Here is a 17,334-nt window from a genome sequence, read left to right on the forward strand (position 1 = left end):
TTATTATTGTTTGCCGTACTTGGTTATGGCGATTTACCAGCGTTCGAGCGTATGGGTTTCTATCCAGCTAAAGTTAATGTCTTCTCCTAATCCAGCGCGGGTTGGCAAATGCACAAAACCCTGGTCATCCATCGGATCGACCAGGCTGTTGAGATAGGCAGGAGGCTGTTCGTAATCAAGGAAAGGGTGTAACAGGCCGCGTTCATACCAGCGGCAATTGCGGATCGCGCCGACCACCGCAATGCTGGCTGCGCCATTGCCATGGACTTCGCAATCCATACCAAAGGCTTCTGCGAGGCTGGCAACTTTCATGGTCGCTGAGATTCCCCCTACGCCATTGGCACCCGCACGCAAAATGTCGCAGGCGCCTGCTCGCACCCAATCAGCACGGCTGTGATGTTTACCGCCGAGGCTTTCCGGTCCCAGCACATCAATCGACAGGTTTTCAGCCAGCCAGGCGTAAGAGGCCATGCTCTCTTCTTCCATCGGCTCTTCAAACCAGCTGAAATTTAATTTTTCTAAGGCTCTGCCGATGGTCAGCGCTTCGCTGCGGCTGTACCAGTGATAACCGTCCAGCATCAGCGCAATATCGGGTCCTACCGCTTCGCGTACCGCCGCACAGGCTTTAATATCCATGGCCGTGCTGGGCGCAAACGAAACGGGCGGCATCCATGTGTGGAGCTTGATCGCTTTGTAGCCGCGCTGTACCAGCTTTTCAGCAAAGCGTGCATATTCATCAGGGGTTGATAATCCCCCCTCCAGTTCATCACCACACATGGTGCTGCCGTAGGCGGGAATCTTCTCGCGATAGCCGCCCAGCAATTTGTGCACCGGCTGCTGCAGTTTGCGACCAATTAAATCCCACATCGCTTGTTCAACGGCAGAAAGCGCGCGTTCGGTGAGCTGATGTGCACTTCCGCGTTGCCAGTGCACCAGATCTTGCCACAAACGTTCGCGGTCAAAGGCGTTTTGCCCAATCAGCACTTTGCGAAAAAAGGCATTCACCACATGTGAACGCACCACTTCGGCAGGTGCAAAGGCATAGCCGCAATCCCCTTCATCACTGGTGATCGTTAATAACGCCATTTGCGCATCTGTTTCGGGGCCGGGATGAGAGTGGCCGGCGCTGTCTGAGCGGCGCTGAGTAGGATAAGTAAAAAGGGTGACATCGATTGCGCTGATCTTCACGGTTAAGCTCCTGTAGCTGATCGTTTGGCGTAATAAATAAAACGCCGTTTCATTTTTATAATCTAGCCTTCACATTTTATTAACGCATTAGCCAAAACAAGAACATTGCTGACTAATATGTGTGCAGTTGCCTAAGGCGTTGTGAACACATTCACGAAAGCGCGGCGTTTTGTGAGCCAGGGCACGCAGAGATAGGGTTTAAGCAGATTGGGCAGTGATACTTTTCAGCGTATTTTCCCCAGTTAATTCAAAAATTAACGCCTGTTAGCGAAGCGTTAATAATCTCTGTTTTTCCTTTCATTATTTAAAGTGCTATTTAAGAAGCTGATCACTTTTACCGCTGCGTATTTATGGGCGGAAATTTTAATAGGATTAAATAAATAATAAATTTTAATAAAATATATTATTAATATAAAAATCAATAAGTTATTTTCGTAAAATATAAACATTCCACGCCTCGCTTTCTAAAGTTGGCTTGCGGGTTATCTGTTTCTCTTCAATAAATTAATAGTCACATAATTAGCGGGTTTATCCTGAGGTGCAGTGAAAAGCGCCTTAAATGCAGATAAGCCTTTTAGCGAGATTGATTGACTTTATCTGGAGAGCGCAATGTTTCGTCATGTTAAACAAATGCAATATACCGTTCGCGTTGCTGGTCCAAATCCGGGGCTGGCTAACTTACTGTTAGAACAATTTGGTGGGCCTCAAGGGGAACTGGCGGCAGCATGCCGTTATTTTACCCAAGGGCTGGGCGATGAAGATCCGGGTCGTAAAGATATGCTGCTGGATATCGCTACCGAAGAGTTAAGCCATCTGGAAATTATCGGTAGTCTGGTTGGCATGCTCAACAAAGGTGCTAAAGGCGATCTGGCTGAAGGTGTGGAAGAGGAAGCCGAACTTTATCGTTCACTCACTAACGGCGGCAACGGCAGCCACACCACCGCGTTACTTTACGGTGGCGGCCCGGCGTTAACCAACTCCGCCGGTGTGCCCTGGACAGCAGCCTATATCGATACCATTGGCGAAGTTACCGCCGATCTACGATCCAATATCGCCGCTGAAGCGCGCGCTAAAATCATTTACGAACGTCTGATCAACGTAACCGATGATCCCGGCGTAAAAGATGCGTTGGGCTTTTTGATGACGCGCGAAGTGGCGCACCAGATCTCGTTTGAAAAAGCGCTCTATGCAATCCGTGATAATTTCCCGCCAGGAAAATTACCGCCAATCGAGCAGTACGCGCACACGTATTACAACATGTCTGAAGGGGGCGATATTCGCGGTAGCTGGAATTCAGATGAGAATTTCGATTATGTAGCCGATCCGCAACCTGCAGTAGACGGTGGTGATGGTTTATCCAAAGTGACCTTGTCTGATAAACAAAATACGCATGTTGAAAATATGGCCATCCGCACCCAATCCGATCCCACCATCAATCCTTTAACCGGAACCGATCTGGGCAAAGGCATACCAAAAGAGCAGCAGTGATTGGGAGACGTGCCTGTTTACGCAGGCACGCTGAAAAAAAGGAGAAGTCATGCGCATTCATCATCTGAACTGTGGATGTATGTGTCCAGTCGGTGGCGCGTTGTACGATGGTTTCAGTGCATCACCTTTCGCCCATTTAGTGTGTCATTGCCTGTTGCTGGAGACCGATGCACACGGCTTGGTTTTAGTGGATACCGGCATGGGATTACAGGATATCCAACGTCCCGCCGATCGCCTTTCGGGCTTTTTCCGCGCCATGAACAACATCCGTTACGATAAGCAACTCAGCGCCTGGCAGCAGGTGGTGAATTTAGGGTTCAAGCCCGACGATGTTCGCCACATCATTCTGACGCATCTGGATTTTGATCATGCTGGCGGCATCACCGATTTTCCACAAGCGCGTGTGCATCTGTTACAGCGAGAACTGCAAACGGCAACCGGGCAACAAAGCTGGTTACGACGTCAGCGCTATCGGCCTCAGCAGTGGGGCAGCCACGATGGCTGGCGTGGTTATCCTGATGGGGGCGAGCGCTGGTTCGGTTTTGACGCCGTCAGGGCCATTGATGAGTTAAGCGATGACATTCTGCTGGTGCCGCTGCCGGGACACACATTAGGGCACGCTGGCGTCGCGATCCGTCATGGAAAAGGCTGGATGTTGCATGGTGGCGACGCCTGGTTTTATCGCGGCGAAATGCACCAGGAAACGCGCCATTGCACGCCCGGTTTGCGCTTCTATCAGTGGATGATGCGCAGCGATACACAAGCATGGCGTACTAACCAACAACGATTACGTGAACTGTCGTTGCAGCACAATGATGAGGTCACGATGTTTTGCAGCCACGATGCACGCGAGCTTCAGGCCTTCACTTCACGGCGCTAATAGTATTCCTAAAATCATTTTCATCGATCGCTTCCCCTTATCTGATTTATGAGTGATAGTAACGGCGATTTACAATAATAATTCTCATTATCATTTATATGGGTTATTTCGATGAAAAAATGGATGTTAGCGCTGGGGTTAATCACGCTGGTAGGATCGGCATCGGCTAAAACAATTACTGATGTCGCCGGGCGTCAGGTCGATGTCGCCAATGAATCAAAACGTATTATTTTAGGTGAAGGACGACAGATCTATTTGTTGGCTGCCTTTGATACCGAGGCGCCGTTTCAACGGGTAGTTGGCTGGCGCGATGACTTTCACAAAGCGGATTGGGATGGTTATCAGGCGTATGAACAGCGCTATCCGCAAATTAAAAAACTGCCGACCTTTGGCGGGGCAAAGGATGGCACGTTTAACGTAGAGCAGGCGCTGACGTTAAAACCGGATTTAGTACTGATGAACCTTGAGTCCAAAGCGGCAACGGATGAGGGCAAACTGATTGAAAAATTGCAGGCTGTTGGTATCCCGGTGGTGTTTATCGATTTCCGTGAAGCGCCGTTTGTGAATGCTGAGAAAAGTATTCGTATTATGGGTGAGTTGGTGAACAAACCAGCCCGTGCGCAGGCGATTATCGACTTCCGCCACCAGCAAATTCAGCGTGTCACTTCACGTTTGCACAGTTTCAACGGCTATCGCCCGAAAGTCATGATCGATCGTGCAGGCGGTTACAGCGACGAATGTTGTATGTCATTCGGCAATGAGAATTTTGGGCAAATGGTGGAAATGGCCGGCGGCGATAACATTGCCAAAAATCTCATTCCTGGCACCTTTGGTACTCTCAATCCAGAGCAAATCATTGCCAGCCGCCCAGATGTGGTGGTGGTCACGGGTGCAAACTGGAAAAATTACAATACGGTAGGGAAGTGGATTGGCGTTGGGCCGGGGGCTGACGTCACGGAGGCAACGGCGCGCTTAAAAACGCTGATGATGCGTGATGCTTTCAAAACCTTACCGGTTGCACATAACGGCAATGCCCATGCCATCTGGCATCAGTTCTATGACAGCCCTTACCAGTTTGTTGCTATTCAGGCATTGGCAAAATGGCTGCATCCCGATCTGTTTGCCGATCTTGATCCAGATAAGACCTTCCGTGAGTTCCATCAGAAATTTTTACCGCTACCTTACCAGCCGGGTTATTGGGTCACGTTACCCGCCGATAAAAGTTAATGTTCCCCTCGGCGGCAGAGATGCCGCTGTTTAATTTTTTTTCTTACTGAATTAACCTGCCACTTTTCTTCATGTTTACTAATATTTTACAGGCGCGAAGTCGGTTGCTTGAGGAAGCGAAGTGCCGTCTTCACCCCGTTTATTAACAGAATATGGAGAGGAAAATGCGCACTACCTCGGGAAGGTCGGCTTTCGCCGTTACGCTTTACGCTCTGCTTGAGCCGCTGCCGTTGGGCTTTTTTAGCGCCGCCTGGCTATTCGATATTATCTACATGCGAGGCTTTGAAATCATGTGGACCGATGCCGCCAGCTGGCTCATTGTTTTTGGTTTGGTCATAGCGGTTCTGCCACGTTTAATCAGCCTTATTTATCTATTTCGTGGCAGTGCAGCACCCGAAAAAACCCACTTTTGGCTCTCGTTGCTGGCCATTATCCTTGCTGTGCTAAACGCCTTCATTCATAGCCGTGATGCTTATGCGGTGGTGCCATTAGGCGTCATACTTTCTACGCTGGTGGTGGCACTGTTGCTGCTGGCAAATGTTCAACTCGCGTTACGTCAACGCACCGCTTAAGGAGAAGCCGAGATGAAAATGCAGCATAAAACGTTACTCGCCGTGACCTTAATTGCCTTGCTGGCGGGCTGTGACGATGGCGCGCTGATTGATCCGCAAAAGCAAACCGGCCCCAATCCTGAACTGCCACAGGCGCAAAATTTTGTTATGCCGCCAATGCAGGTGCCAGAGGGCGTACCGTGGAAAGCGGGTGAAATGCCGAAAGTGGCAAAAGGGCTAAAAATCGAGAAGATCGCCGAGAACTTGCAACATCCACGTCAAGTCTACGTACTGCCGAATGGCGATGTGCTGGTGGCGGAGTCTAACGGGCCACCAAACGCGACAGCCAGGCCGAAAGAGCTGATAACAGGCTTGATTCAAAAATCTTCGGGCAAAGGCGGCGCAGGCGGCAACAGCATAACGCTGCTGCGTAACGTAAACGGTAAGTGGGAAAAACATCGCTTTATCGAAAATCTGTTTTCACCGTTTGGTATCCAGCTGGTGGGTAATACGCTGTATGTCGCGAATGCCGACAGCCTGGTAAAATTTCCTTATACCGAAGGCGAAACGGAGATTCGTACCGCGCCTGAAGAGGTGACTGACCTGCCGGGCGGACCGATCAATCATCACTGGACGAAATCGCTGCTGGCAAGTCCCGATGGCAGCAAGTTGTATGTGGGAATAGGATCCAACAGCAACATCACTGAAAACGGCATTGGCGCTGAATATCGCCGCGCGGCGATCCTTGAAGTCGATGCTGCCAGCGGGGCAAGTCGCATTTACGCCAGCGGATTACGTAATCCTACCGGTATGCAGTGGGAACCGCAGAGCGGTAAGTTGTGGGCCATTGTGAACGAGCGCGATGAAATTGGTTCGGATCTGGTGCCGGATTACCTGACGTCGGTGCAGGAGAAAGGCTTCTACGGTTGGCCTTACAGCTATTTTGGTCAGCACATTGACCCCCGTGCCGAACCGCAGCGTCCCGATCTGGTTGAGAAGGCCATCAAGCCCGATTACGCGCTGAGCTCGCACGTCGCGCCGCTGGGCCTCCTGTTTTACCAAGGTGACAACATGGCGCAATATCGCGGTGGCGCGTTTGTGAGTGAACACGGGAGCTGGAACCGCAAGCCGTTAAATGGTTATCAGGTGGTGTGGGTGAAATTTGAGCAGGGTCAGCCGGTGGGTCAGCCGCAGCCGATTGTTACCGGTTTTTTGACGGATGATCAAAAGCAAGTTCGTGGATTGCCAGTAGGATTAGCTGAAGATAAGCAGGGTGGCGTTTTGATCGCCGATGATGCGGGTAACAGCATCTGGCGCATTAGCGCAGCAAACGAATAATCGGTTAAATGCTGGGCAATAAAAAAGGATTTGGCTTGAGGCCAAATCCTTTATTTTTTTGTTCGTTCCCCGGCTGGTAACCGGCTTCGAACGAGGTGCTCAGCACTCTCCACAAAAGTTATTCTAAATAGTGCGGCGAAGGTTTTCAAGTTTGGCTAAAATACTGTATGGTTATACAGGTGTTGAGGGATGAGTTCAGCCTCAAGATTGACTGGCCGCTCCCAGGGGCACGGTTTTTAAATCCCGGCAGGCATCAGGTGGTGCTGGCCTGTGGCTTTAACCTTGAGTGCCGCTCAGCTCTCTCCACAAGATGTGCTTAGGCACCCGGCGGGTAGAGTCAAAGCCTCGGTAGCCGAACAGCGCGCTCCTGTAAAAGGAGAAGGAAAGTGATGGAACTGACAAGGCTGATTCTGGATATCATCCGAATCATTTTGCAGATCATCGTTGCCCTTATGCAACTGACCGGTAAAGCATACTAACCGGAACTTGAGACAAGGCGGAGCTAACCACTCCGCCTTTTTTCACAGCCGTTAATCCGTTTTTTTCAGTGTCAGTCAGGCAATACCAGCACGCTGACTACGCCCGCTAATCGCCAGCCATATCAACCACAACGGCGAATTTATCATCTAAAAAATCAGCTGCACCTTGGCGGCGCGCTCTTTATCCGAAGCGAGCTCCAGAGCGGAAGCGGCTTCCTGCATAATCATTTCTGCTGACAGCAGTGGCAGAGGGTTAATTTTGCCGAGTTCAAGCCAGCGAACCGCAGTGGTAAACTCGGTGGTAAAACGGAATGAACCGCGCAACTGTACCTCTTTCACCAGCAACGGACCAACAGGATAGTTCACCTCTGCCGCGCCCATGCCAAGCTGAACAATAATGCCGCCAGGCCGTGTAAACGCCACCAGCGAACTCACCGCGGATGCCGCACCGGACGCCTCGAAGCAGACATCAAAATGGCCCCCTTTTTCTGCCCAGACCGCAGAGTGTTTTTCATCACGCGGGTCAACCGCTTGGCTGGCACCCATTTCTGTAGCCAGCTCGCGACAGCGCTCACTGATATCGGTTGCGACCACTTCTGTCGCGCCAGATGCCAGCGCTGCGGCAATCACCAGGCAACCAATCGGCCCTGCACCCGTCACCAATATGCGCTTCCCGGTCAAATCGCCTGCCTGGCGTACCGCATGAATGCAAACCGCGAGCGGTTCAGCAAAAGCGATGACTTTAGCCTCAGCCCCGTCGTTGTAGGGCACGCACTGCAACGGATTGACCACCACATACTGGGCAAAGCCGCCGTTAACATGCGGGAAAAACTGCGCGCTACCCATAAAACGCATTGAGCGACAGAGATTCTGTTTCCCCTCCTGACACAGCATACACTGCTGGCACGGTTGAGAAGGGTTGATTGCTACACGCTGGCCGGGCTTTAGTTCGCTGTCTTGCGGTGCCTGCTCGATAATGCCGACAAACTCATGGCCCAGCACCATTGGCGCTTTAAGCACTGACATACCGGCGCGGCCATGCTGGAAATAGTGTATGTCAGAGCCGCAAATACCGCCGCGCTCCACCTTCACCAACACCTGTTCATCGTTCCATTGAATCTCGCGCGGTTCACAGCGCACATCATGCGCGGCATTGACGATCACGGCGTTCACTGTTTTCTGATGCATTATGCTTCTCTCTATGCGTTAGACGGGGTCTCAAATTTTTTCTTTTGATCGGCGTGTTCTTCTCCGGGCGGTGTCATGACTTCAATTTTTCCCACCAGCATCAGATAAGCCAAAAAACCCATCAGCGCGACGGCGGCGATATACCACATGGCGTACTGGAAATTGTGGGTTTTCTGCAGAATAACGCCAATGATGATTGGGCTAACAATGCCGGAGAGATTGCCGAAAATATTCAAAAATCCACCAATAGTACCGATCAGATGGCGAGGAATGACATCGCTGCACACGACCCATCCGAGATTGGAGAAGGCGTTAGCAAAAAACGCGATCGACAAGATAACGATGGCGATCACCGGGCTGTCTTGGAAGAAGTTCACTAATACAATTGAGCAGGTCAGCAACATGCCCGTCATTACCGGCAATTTACGCGCAAAAGTGCGACTGCGGCCGCGCTTCAGCAGGAAATCACTTAGGGTTCCGCCGCAAAGCACACCGGCCATCGCCATCATGTACGGAAACATGGCACCGATGCCGGCCTTATCAATCGACAAATGCAGGCCTTTTTCCAGGTACACGATAAACCACGTCAGGAAAAAGTAGAGGGTGGAGGAGGCAGCGAACTGGGCAATAAACAGGCCCCAGGTGGTGCGCTGACGAAGAATATATTTTACCGACGACCAATTGACCTTACTGCTACCACTTTGCTGGTTGGCTGAACCGTGACCGCCACCCTGGCGAATAAGCGTCAGTTCAGCGCTATTTACCTTGCTGCTGTGCTGTGGATCGCGATAGGCGATGAGCCAGTAAAGACCAAACACAATACCGACTAAGCCAGAGAGATAAAACGACATCTCCCAACCCCATTTGCTGACAATAAGCGACAGCAGCGGCGTCAGCAGCGCCAGACCAATATATTGCGCGCTGGAGTAGGTTGCGGTTGCTCTGGCGCGTTCATGATCGGGAAACCAAGTAGCAATGATCTTGGTATTGGAAGGGAAAGAGGGCGCTTCAGCCACGCCAATCAACCCACGACACACCAGCAACATCATAAATGAGGCGGTTGCCGTGGTGAAAAAATGGTGCGAGGCCAGTCCCATCAGTAGAGTAAAAAGACTCCAGAGTACAATCGCGCTGCCATACAGCCAGCGCGAACCAATGCGGTCGAGCAGATAGCCGACCGGAATTTGGCTCAGGGCATAAAACCAGGTAAACATCGAGAAGAGTAAACCCAGTTGTGTCGCTGAGAGATAAAACTCACCCTGAATATGAGAGCCTGCGACGGCCAGATTAGCCCTGTCCATGTAGTTAATGGCGGTGACAACAAACAGCATGAGCAGAATGTTTAAGCGCGTATGGGTAGGTTTAAGGGTCATCGATTATCCTCTCTCAGTAAACAGAGGGGTACGAGCAGCCGGTGTTGCCTGGCTACTAAAGGTGGTGAAGGCAGTAAGCAATACCGCGACAATCAACGATCCCCCCATGAAAACATAGGATGCGGCAGGGCCGCCGGTTAAGCCGTTGAGATAGCCGACAATCCAGGCACCGACAAAAGAACCCAGCGCACCAAAACAGACCACAAATGACATCGCGCCAGCGACCACATTTCGAGGCAGCATTTCAGGGATAGCGGCGAAGAAAGGTCCATAAGGTGTGTACATCGCGCCACCGGCGATCACTAACAATCCCCACGAGATCCAGAAGTGTGTTGCGCCAAGTGTAAATGAAGCGATAAAGCAGACTGCGCCTAATCCAAGGAACAGCAGCACAATAGCTTTACGTTGCTGAAATCGGTCAGAAAACCAGGAAGCACCTAGCATTAGCGGAACGGCAAGCAGATAGGGGGCGGCGGAAAGCCAGCCAGTTGCAACAATTCCCATTCCTGAAGCGCTTTTTAACATGGACGGCAGCCACATAATGAAACCGTACATGCCGATGTTCCAGAAGAAGTGAATAAAGGCCAGCGCCAGAACTTTGGGCGAACGAAAGGCTTCTCGATAATTCTTCACCGGTTTGATTGACTGTTGTTCAGCCGCAAGAGCGTTTTCAACGGCACGCTTCTCAGGTTCACTCAGCCATTTTGCATCGCGTGGGCGATCGGCATAGACCCGCCACCAGATGAAGGCCCATAAGATTGCCGGCACACCTTCAATAATAAACATGCCGCGCCAGCCAAACGAATTCACCAAATAACCTGAAAGAATCGACATCCACAATACGGTGATGGGATTGCCCAAGAATAAAAAGGTGTTCGCTTTTGAGCGTTCTTCTCGCGTAAACCAGTGGCTTAGAAAAATCAGCATGGCAGGCATCACTACACTTTCCGCAACCCCTAACAGGAAACGAATAGCTGCCAGTAATGCCACGCTGTGCACCATACCGGTGGCGGTGGCCAGTGCGCCCCACAGAATCAGACTCCAGAAAATCAGCCGCTTAGCCGAATGTTTTTCTGCGTAAATGCCACCAGGCACCTGAAAGCAAAAGTATCCAAGGAAAAAGAGTGCGCCAAGCAAGGAAGAGATCGCTGGCGTAATATGCAGATCTTCTGCCAGCCCGGCTGCAGCACCAAAGCCGTAGTTGGCACGATCAAGGTAGGCGAGACTATAGGTAATAAAGGCGATGGGAATGAGTTTTCGCCAACGACTGGCGGGTAAAATCCCTGCAATTTTCTGGTTCATAGTGTGACCTCGGGTCGCTCATTGAGTAGGGTACGGCCAAGTCTTCATGCTCAGCTCAGATCGTCCTGGGAAGTCAGTTACAGCGTTGCCAGCCAGCCGCCGTCGACGTAGATCATCTGGCCGTTAACGTAATCCGACGCCGAAGAGGCCAGATAAATTGCGGTGCCTACCAGCTCTTCGGGTTTTCCCCAGCGGCCAGAGGGATTACTGCTACAGACCCACTGATTGAAGGCTTCGTTAGCGACCAGCGCTTCGTTCATGTCAGTCAGGATGTAGCCAGGTCCAATGCCGTTGGTCTGAATGTTGAAAGGCGCCCATTCCGCTGCCATCGACTTAGTCAGCAGCTTGATGCCGCCTTTGGCCGCCGTGTAAGGCGCAACGGTAGGACGAGCCGCTTCGCTGGTCAGCGATCCAATGTTGATGATTTTTCCGCCGCGCTGGCGTTCAATCATGCGTTTCGCTGCGGCGCGGGAAACCAAAAAGGCGCTGGTCAGATTCACATCCAGCACCCGTTGCCAGTCACTTAAAGCCAGCTCCAGCATCGGTTTTCGGAACTGAATGCCGGCATTATTGATGACAATATCGACCTGCACGCCTCTTTCATCGAGTTGACTGAAAACTGACTCAATGGCGGCTTCATCCGCCACGTTAAAAATAAAACCCTCTGCTTCAAGCCCCTGTGCCCGTAACTTCTCCAACGCCGTGGTCATGTGTTCTTGTTGCGTGCCATTCAGAATGACGGTTGCACCTGCTTGTGCGAGACCCTGCGCATAGGCGAATCCTAAGCCGCGCGTTGAGCCGGTAATTAGCGCGGTTTTTCCGCTCAGGTTAAAAAACGTCTGCATGATAATATCCGCCTCATGTAACATGACTAACAAGTTAAGTGGATTTGTTTTACGTCAAGCGTCTTAAAGCGGCAATTAGCACAGCGTAAATTTGTAAGATGCTTCACAAATTTTTAACTTAAGAACGATGCGATACGATGAAGGAAATTCAGATAACTTCATGATAAATAAAATGTGTTTGCTGGAAACGTAAAAAGACCCGACAAATTTTCTCTTGTCATGGCAGCGGCGACACGTTAAAAAAGCTCCAGACATGTAGGACAAGTGAGTAATGCTGTGGCGCTGGAAAGTATCCAAAAACATAATGTAGTCGATGTGATTTACGAGCAGATGAAGCAGAACATCCAGGATGGACTGTGGGAACCCGGCTGCAAACTGCCATCAGAAGCTGAACTGACGGCCACCTTTCAGGTCAGCCGTGTGAGTGTCAGAAGTGCAGTTCAGAAGCTGCGGGATCTTGGTGTGGTTGTGACGCATCAAGGTAAAGGCACGTATGTGACCCGCGAAGTGGCACGCTACGGGGCATTCAGTGATAACCAGCCGATTCTGCATTTATCACAGGAGGAATTCGATGATATGCGTGTTTTCCGTCAAACCGTGGAATTTAAGTGCATGGAGCTGGCGGTACAGAACGCCACTGACGAGGATGTGAAAGGGTTGGAAAATGCTTTAAATCGTATGCTGGTGAGTAAGGATGACTATAAAAAATATTCGCTGGCCGATTATGATTTTCATCTTGCCATCGTCAAAGCTTCACACAATAAAGTCTTCATTCACGTGATGGAGTCGCTGAAAGGGATATACGTACATTATCTCGAGGAGTTGAACCGGGTTTTGGGCATCACGCTGGAAAGCGTAGAGGCGCATATCAAGGTCTTTATGGCGTTGAAAAATCGCGACGCTTCGCTGGCGGCTGAGACGCTAAACAGTGCTATGACGCACAATGTTCATGCGATAGAAGACGTACGTCACAACTGATTCATCGAAAAGCCCTGAAGGGCTTTTTAAAGTGCCCAACATGTAGGACATCATACAACATCTTATCCAGAATACGTGAGGAACATCATGAGCAATCTGAAGATCACCGATGTAAAAACCATACTGACTGCGCCCGGCGGCATCGATCTCGTGGTAGTGAAAATTGAAACCAGCGAACCGGGTTTATACGGTTTGGGCTGCGCAACCTTTACTCAGCGAATCTTTGCCGTAGCCGCGGCGATTGAAAATTACATGAAACCGTTTCTGATTGGCAAAGACCCGGCGCGGATTGAAGACATCTGGCAATCGGCAGCGGTAAGCGGTTACTGGCGCAATGGCCCGGTAATGAACAATGCGTTATCCGGCATTGATATGGCACTGTGGGATTTGAAAGGCAAGGTGGCTAATTTACCGGTGTTTGAAATGTTGGGTGGCCAGTGTCGGGATGGCGTTCCGCTTTATCGTCACTGCGACGGTGCAGATGAAATTGAAGTGGAAGATAACATTCGGGCGCGCATGGAAGAGGGCTATCAATATGTGCGTTGTCAGATTGGCATGTATGGTGGAGCGGGAACCGACGATATGCGTCTGATCGCCGGCAAGCTGGCTAAAGCGCGCAACATTCAGCCAAAAGTGTCGCCGCGCAGTCAGACACACGGCATTTACTTTGATCCAGATGCGTACGCGCGTGCGGTTCCGCGCTTGTTTGATCATCTGCGCAGCAAGCTGGGATTTGGCGTTGAGTTTATTCATGACGTTCACGAACGTATTACACCGATAGCCTCAATACAGATGGCAAAATCGCTTGAGCCTTATCAGTTATTCTTCCTTGAAGATCCGGTTGCGCCTGAAAATATCGACTGGCTGAGCAAATTGCGCAGTCAGAGCAGCACCCCGATTGCGATGGGTGAACTCTTTACTCAAATCAACGAATGGAAGCCACTGATTCAAAATCAACTGATTGACTATATTCGCTGCCATGTCAGTACTATTGGCGGGATTACACCGGCGAAAAAACTCGCGACCTTTGCTGAGCTTTACGGGGTGCGTACCGCCTGGCATGGTCCGGGCGATATTTCACCGGTTGGGGTGGCTGCGAATTTGCACATCGACATGAGCATCCCCAATCTGGGTATACAGGAATACACGCCGGTGAATGACGCGTTGCAGGACGTTTTCCCCGGTTGCCCTGAAATTGATCGCGGTTATGCCTATCTGAGCGATCGACCTGGATTGGGCGTAGATATCGATTTAAAAGAAGCCGCTAAATATCCGGTATCCGGCGGCATTCCAGAATGGACCCTTGCGCGTCTACCCGATGGTACGGCCGCACGTCCTTAATACCTCAGGAAAAGGCGTTCAGTGGTGGCAAGGCGAGCATAGTCGCCTTATGCAACTAGCCGGAACGTGAGACAAGGCGGAGCTAACCACTCCGCCTTTTTTCATGTTAACGCGCTGATGCGCCGTCAGGCCGTTTGCTGCGTCACGTTAGCCTCAGTTTGAGGGTGCAAGCGCTTCTCCGGTTGCAGCAGCGTCATCGCCAACATGCTGCCAAACGCGATCACAGCGGTGACGGTAAACATGGCGTTATAGCCATAATATTCGGCCAACCAACCGCAGAGCATCGGGGAGATGATCGCGGCGAGATTGGCAATAGCCAATGTCATGCCGCTGTAGGTTCCGACCGATGATTTCGGCGTTACGTCAATCACCACAGACCAGTAAACATTGTTCACCAGGGCGTTCAGTGCGTTGCCCAGCGTCATCAAGGCGATAATACCCGCCGCTGAGTGCATCCACGGAATCGCCATAAAACAGCAAGCGGTGCCGCACAGCGTGACGGCGGCAAAAACATTACGTGCCAGACGCAGATTGTTGAAGCGAGCCAGCAGCCAGTCGGCAAAACGTCCCCCGAGCAGCACGGTAATACAGGCACCGCTCCATGGAATCATCGCGACGTACCACAATGCGTGCAGATCGTAATGAAAGTTATCCTGCAGATATTTCGGCATCCACGTCACCAGCGTAAAGGTGATGTAGAGAAAGGAGAAATAGCCCAGCGCATTGCACACCAGCGTGCGGCTGGTAAAAAAGCGCCACCACGGCAGCGGGGTATCGTCGTGTTGAGTCACCTTTTGTCCGCGGTGAATAAACTCACGTTCTGCGGCATGGGTTGCAGCGCTGGTATCTGGGCTATCGCTGAAGGTGCGGGCAAAAAGCAGCATTGTCAGCAGCGACATCACGCCAAGCAGGATAAACATCATGCGCCAGTCGTTGGTCAGCAGCAGCAGACCGACAGCAATCGGCGCTGTCAGTAACGATCCAACTTGGGTGGAAAGCAGGCCAATGCTCAGAGCGAAACCGCGTTCGTTATCGGGTGCCCAGTGCGCGATGGCTTTGTTCATCAACGCGTACGCCGGGCCTTCCGAAAAGCCAAACATGATGCGTAACGCCGCAAACCCCATGATGGCCGATCCGCCAAACAGCGCCATGCCTAAATCACCCGCCCAGGCAGTGGCAATTTCCAGAATCGACCAAAGCACGCCAGCCATCATCCAGACTTTTTTAGTGCCGATACGATCGGCCAGAAAGCCACCACACAGCGATCCAAACAGATAGCCAAAGCCAAAATAGCCCAGCACCGCGCCAAGCTGCACTTTTGAAAAGTGATATTCCGCTGAAATGGCATTCGCGGCAAATGAGAGTGCGCCGCGATCAACATAGTTAATCAGGGCAATGAGAAACAGCATTGAAAATATAGTGTAACGATAGCGACCCGGGTTCATCTCATCTCTCCTGAATAAAAAACTGACAGAAGTGATAAGCAAAATAGATGCCTGAAATGATTAACTATCGCAAAAACAGGGACATAAAACTATAAAAGAGGCCCGTAGCGAGACGGAACATCAATATTGCTGATTAATTTTACGGTTAATAATGAGCCTGCGCATCAATTTGGTGCGGATTTTGCTCGCTACATGACAACCAGATGCTTCTGTTGACGCTGTCAGGTTAGCGTTAAAATCCATGATATAGGAATTATTCCGCGCACCCGGCTAAAAGCCTGACGGTGCGAAAGGATTGTGGCTGCAAGCGGTGAGTGCGCGCCTTGAACAAACAATCGCTTACCGCATGGAGGGACGGCATAAATCCTTTGAACGAACGTCAGGCAGCCGTTTCATGGGAAGAAGCCAAAGGCGGCTGATGAAGGGTGATCGCGGCGGGTGTGGTTTCATCGATATGACACAGAATTTGTTGCTGATAATTGCTATCCAGCACAGCGCTATTTTCACTTAATAACACACCCACTTCGTTTACGTTTTTCCCTTCAACTTTTATTTTTGTGGTAGCTGAAGCCAGCATCCACTCATATTCGATATCTACATGCCCACTATCAATACAGCGAATGCCTTGCAAACTGAGATCATAAGCCAGCACGGTTGCCGTCGGGCCCAGTGAAATAAGGACCAGATCAAATTCACTGGCGTGGACTAAAATAGAGGCATAGAGCGGGTCATAAACTGAAAAAGCGTTGCGATTAAGCGTGGTTATCCGCTTAATTTCTTTTGCACCATCCAGTAAGTCGTTACCTAATCCCAATCGTGTTCCGCTTCCTTCAACGATTAATACTTTTCGGTCTTTAAACAGTAATTTAAATTTGTCGAAAATGGCGCGTGATAAATTTTTGCTTTTGTAATCATGATAAGGGCGCGTTACGGACGTATTGCCATATTGATAATTCTTACTCAACAAGTTCTCATAGCGTGAAAAGTAAAATGATTTATGGAAGAACCAAAACAGGGCGGCACCTGAACGCATCTGGCGGGTGTTACGAAAACCATCGGGCAGGCAGATCAGACAATCGGGATTATCCTGCGGACTGCGCTGCAACAGCGTTTTAAGCCGGGCAGAGAGGCGCTCATCAAAGGGTTGAAAGCCAATATTCTTGTAGTAAGTCATTTCCAGTTCGCCATCACCGTACCGTGCCAGCGAGAGCTTTTCATTTCTTAATAACAGATCTATCGTTTCTTCAATTGAAAGGATAGCTATTTTATTTACTTTTTTCTGTGCTGCGGGGTATTTAACCGAAGCGTGAAGGAACTTGATCGGAAAACGGAATTTTCGATAGATAGAATAAAGCATGGCCATTATTTACCTGCCTTTAAGGTGGCGATTTAACGCATTCTGGTGGCGTTAAAACAGAGAATCATCAGGAGCATGTTAATATTATCTATAACACGTTAGGAATTATTTCAAAGCTGCGAAATATCCTAAAGAGAATAATGAGCATGAAATACAATCATTAATTAATGTTTTATTAAAAAATGATTTTTATGAAATAAGAAGAAGTCGAGATGAATGATAAGTTTCAATAACGAGAATGGAGGGCGCTGAAAATTCAACCCGCTGAAAATATTAGTAATTATTTTATTTCGGTTCTTAAATCAATTTAAATTGATCGTTATACTTCATCCGCTATTAAGAATAATTGCAGGA

The 17,334-nt window shown here is 50.2% G+C and carries 14 protein-coding genes; 7 read left to right on the forward strand and 7 right to left on the reverse strand.

From position 1 onward, the window contains the following. Positions 1 to 33 precede the first annotated feature (33 nt). Positions 34 to 1,188, reverse strand: a complete 1,155-nt coding sequence (locus tag SC127_RS21295) for a mandelate racemase family protein (RefSeq protein WP_243077967.1) — start codon at positions 1,186 to 1,188, stop codon at positions 34 to 36. A gap of 609 nt (positions 1,189 to 1,797) precedes the next feature. Here SC127_RS21295 and SC127_RS21300 point away from each other — a divergent pair. From SC127_RS21300 to SC127_RS21320, 5 genes are all read left to right on the forward strand, one after another. After that, on the forward strand, positions 1,798 to 2,676 hold the full coding sequence (locus SC127_RS21300; RefSeq protein WP_215846842.1) for a manganese catalase family protein: 879 nt from the start codon (positions 1,798 to 1,800) through the stop codon (positions 2,674 to 2,676). 49 nt (positions 2,677 to 2,725) lie between these two features. Continuing rightward, a complete protein-coding gene (locus tag SC127_RS21305; protein WP_243077966.1) occupies positions 2,726 to 3,556 on the forward strand; it encodes an MBL fold metallo-hydrolase in 831 nt (276 codons plus the stop codon). A 111-nt stretch (positions 3,557 to 3,667) separates the two neighbouring features. Then, positions 3,668 to 4,783: an ABC transporter substrate-binding protein gene (locus SC127_RS21310; protein WP_332627947.1), complete on the forward strand. Its 1,116-nt coding sequence runs from the start codon at positions 3,668 to 3,670 to the stop codon at positions 4,781 to 4,783. Between the two features lie 164 nt (positions 4,784 to 4,947). Continuing rightward, positions 4,948 to 5,355 (forward strand): DUF2231 domain-containing protein, encoded by a 408-nt coding sequence (locus SC127_RS21315; protein WP_243077964.1) that lies wholly within the window; start codon positions 4,948 to 4,950, stop codon positions 5,353 to 5,355. 12 nt (positions 5,356 to 5,367) lie between these two features. Then, on the forward strand, positions 5,368 to 6,672 hold the full coding sequence (locus SC127_RS21320; RefSeq protein WP_215846839.1) for a PQQ-dependent sugar dehydrogenase: 1,305 nt from the start codon (positions 5,368 to 5,370) through the stop codon (positions 6,670 to 6,672). 626 nt (positions 6,673 to 7,298) lie between these two features. Here SC127_RS21320 and idnD read toward each other — a convergent pair. From idnD to SC127_RS21340, 4 genes are all read right to left on the reverse strand, one after another. After that, positions 7,299 to 8,339 (reverse strand): L-idonate 5-dehydrogenase, encoded by a 1,041-nt coding sequence (idnD, locus tag SC127_RS21325; RefSeq protein WP_243077962.1) that lies wholly within the window; start codon positions 8,337 to 8,339, stop codon positions 7,299 to 7,301. 11 nt (positions 8,340 to 8,350) lie between these two features. Next, on the reverse strand, positions 8,351 to 9,712 hold the full coding sequence (locus SC127_RS21330) for an MFS transporter (protein ID WP_243077961.1): 1,362 nt from the start codon (positions 9,710 to 9,712) through the stop codon (positions 8,351 to 8,353). 3 nt (positions 9,713 to 9,715) lie between these two features. Then, positions 9,716 to 11,014 carry an MFS transporter gene (locus SC127_RS21335; protein ID WP_332627951.1) on the reverse strand — a complete coding sequence of 433 codons (1,299 nt, stop codon included), beginning with the start codon at positions 11,012 to 11,014 and terminating at the stop codon, positions 9,716 to 9,718. Between the two features lie 77 nt (positions 11,015 to 11,091). Continuing rightward, positions 11,092 to 11,859, reverse strand: coding sequence for an SDR family oxidoreductase (locus tag SC127_RS21340; protein ID WP_243077959.1), 768 nt, complete (start codon positions 11,857 to 11,859; stop codon positions 11,092 to 11,094). A gap of 276 nt (positions 11,860 to 12,135) precedes the next feature. Between SC127_RS21340 and SC127_RS21345 the strand changes: the two genes are divergently transcribed. Both SC127_RS21345 and SC127_RS21350 read left to right on the forward strand, forming a co-directional pair. Further along, positions 12,136 to 12,837, forward strand: a complete 702-nt coding sequence (locus tag SC127_RS21345) for a FadR/GntR family transcriptional regulator (RefSeq protein WP_243078498.1) — start codon at positions 12,136 to 12,138, stop codon at positions 12,835 to 12,837. 87 nt (positions 12,838 to 12,924) lie between these two features. Beyond that, positions 12,925 to 14,178, forward strand: a complete 1,254-nt coding sequence (locus SC127_RS21350; RefSeq protein ID WP_243077958.1) for an enolase C-terminal domain-like protein — start codon at positions 12,925 to 12,927, stop codon at positions 14,176 to 14,178. A 125-nt stretch (positions 14,179 to 14,303) separates the two neighbouring features. Here SC127_RS21350 and SC127_RS21355 read toward each other — a convergent pair whose 3' ends face one another. Next, the gene (locus tag SC127_RS21355) at positions 14,304 to 15,623 is read right to left on the reverse strand and encodes an MFS transporter (RefSeq protein WP_332627952.1); all 1,320 of its coding nucleotides are present in this window, start codon (positions 15,621 to 15,623) and stop codon (positions 14,304 to 14,306) included. A 379-nt stretch (positions 15,624 to 16,002) separates the two neighbouring features. Further along, positions 16,003 to 16,986: a GT-D fold domain-containing glycosyltransferase gene (locus SC127_RS21360; RefSeq protein WP_215846837.1), complete on the reverse strand. Its 984-nt coding sequence runs from the start codon at positions 16,984 to 16,986 to the stop codon at positions 16,003 to 16,005. Positions 16,987 to 17,334: the final 348 nt, after the last annotated feature.

Origin of the sequence: Pantoea sp. T14, assembly GCF_036663535.1 — a bacterium.
In the GTDB taxonomy this organism is placed as follows: Bacteria; Pseudomonadota; Gammaproteobacteria; order Enterobacterales; family Enterobacteriaceae; genus Pantoea; species Pantoea phytostimulans.

Coding starts and splice junctions, on each gene's coding strand:
- SC127_RS21300 (WP_215846842.1), top strand. CDS start 1,798: ATGTTTCGTCATGTTAAACAAATGCAATATACCGTTCGCGTTGCTGGT.
- SC127_RS21305 (WP_243077966.1), top strand. CDS start 2,726: ATGCGCATTCATCATCTGAACTGTGGATGTATGTGTCCAGTCGGTGGC.
- SC127_RS21310 (WP_332627947.1), top strand. CDS start 3,668: ATGAAAAAATGGATGTTAGCGCTGGGGTTAATCACGCTGGTAGGATCG.
- SC127_RS21315 (WP_243077964.1), top strand. CDS start 4,948: ATGCGCACTACCTCGGGAAGGTCGGCTTTCGCCGTTACGCTTTACGCT.
- SC127_RS21320 (WP_215846839.1), top strand. CDS start 5,368: ATGAAAATGCAGCATAAAACGTTACTCGCCGTGACCTTAATTGCCTTG.
- idnD (WP_243077962.1), bottom strand. CDS start 8,339: ATGCATCAGAAAACAGTGAACGCCGTGATCGTCAATGCCGCGCATGAT.
- SC127_RS21330 (WP_243077961.1), bottom strand. CDS start 9,712: ATGACCCTTAAACCTACCCATACGCGCTTAAACATTCTGCTCATGCTG.
- SC127_RS21335 (WP_332627951.1), bottom strand. CDS start 11,014: ATGAACCAGAAAATTGCAGGGATTTTACCCGCCAGTCGTTGGCGAAAA.
- SC127_RS21340 (WP_243077959.1), bottom strand. CDS start 11,859: ATGCAGACGTTTTTTAACCTGAGCGGAAAAACCGCGCTAATTACCGGC.
- SC127_RS21350 (WP_243077958.1), top strand. CDS start 12,925: ATGAGCAATCTGAAGATCACCGATGTAAAAACCATACTGACTGCGCCC.
- SC127_RS21355 (WP_332627952.1), bottom strand. CDS start 15,623: ATGAACCCGGGTCGCTATCGTTACACTATATTTTCAATGCTGTTTCTC.
- SC127_RS21360 (WP_215846837.1), bottom strand. CDS start 16,986: ATGGCCATGCTTTATTCTATCTATCGAAAATTCCGTTTTCCGATCAAG.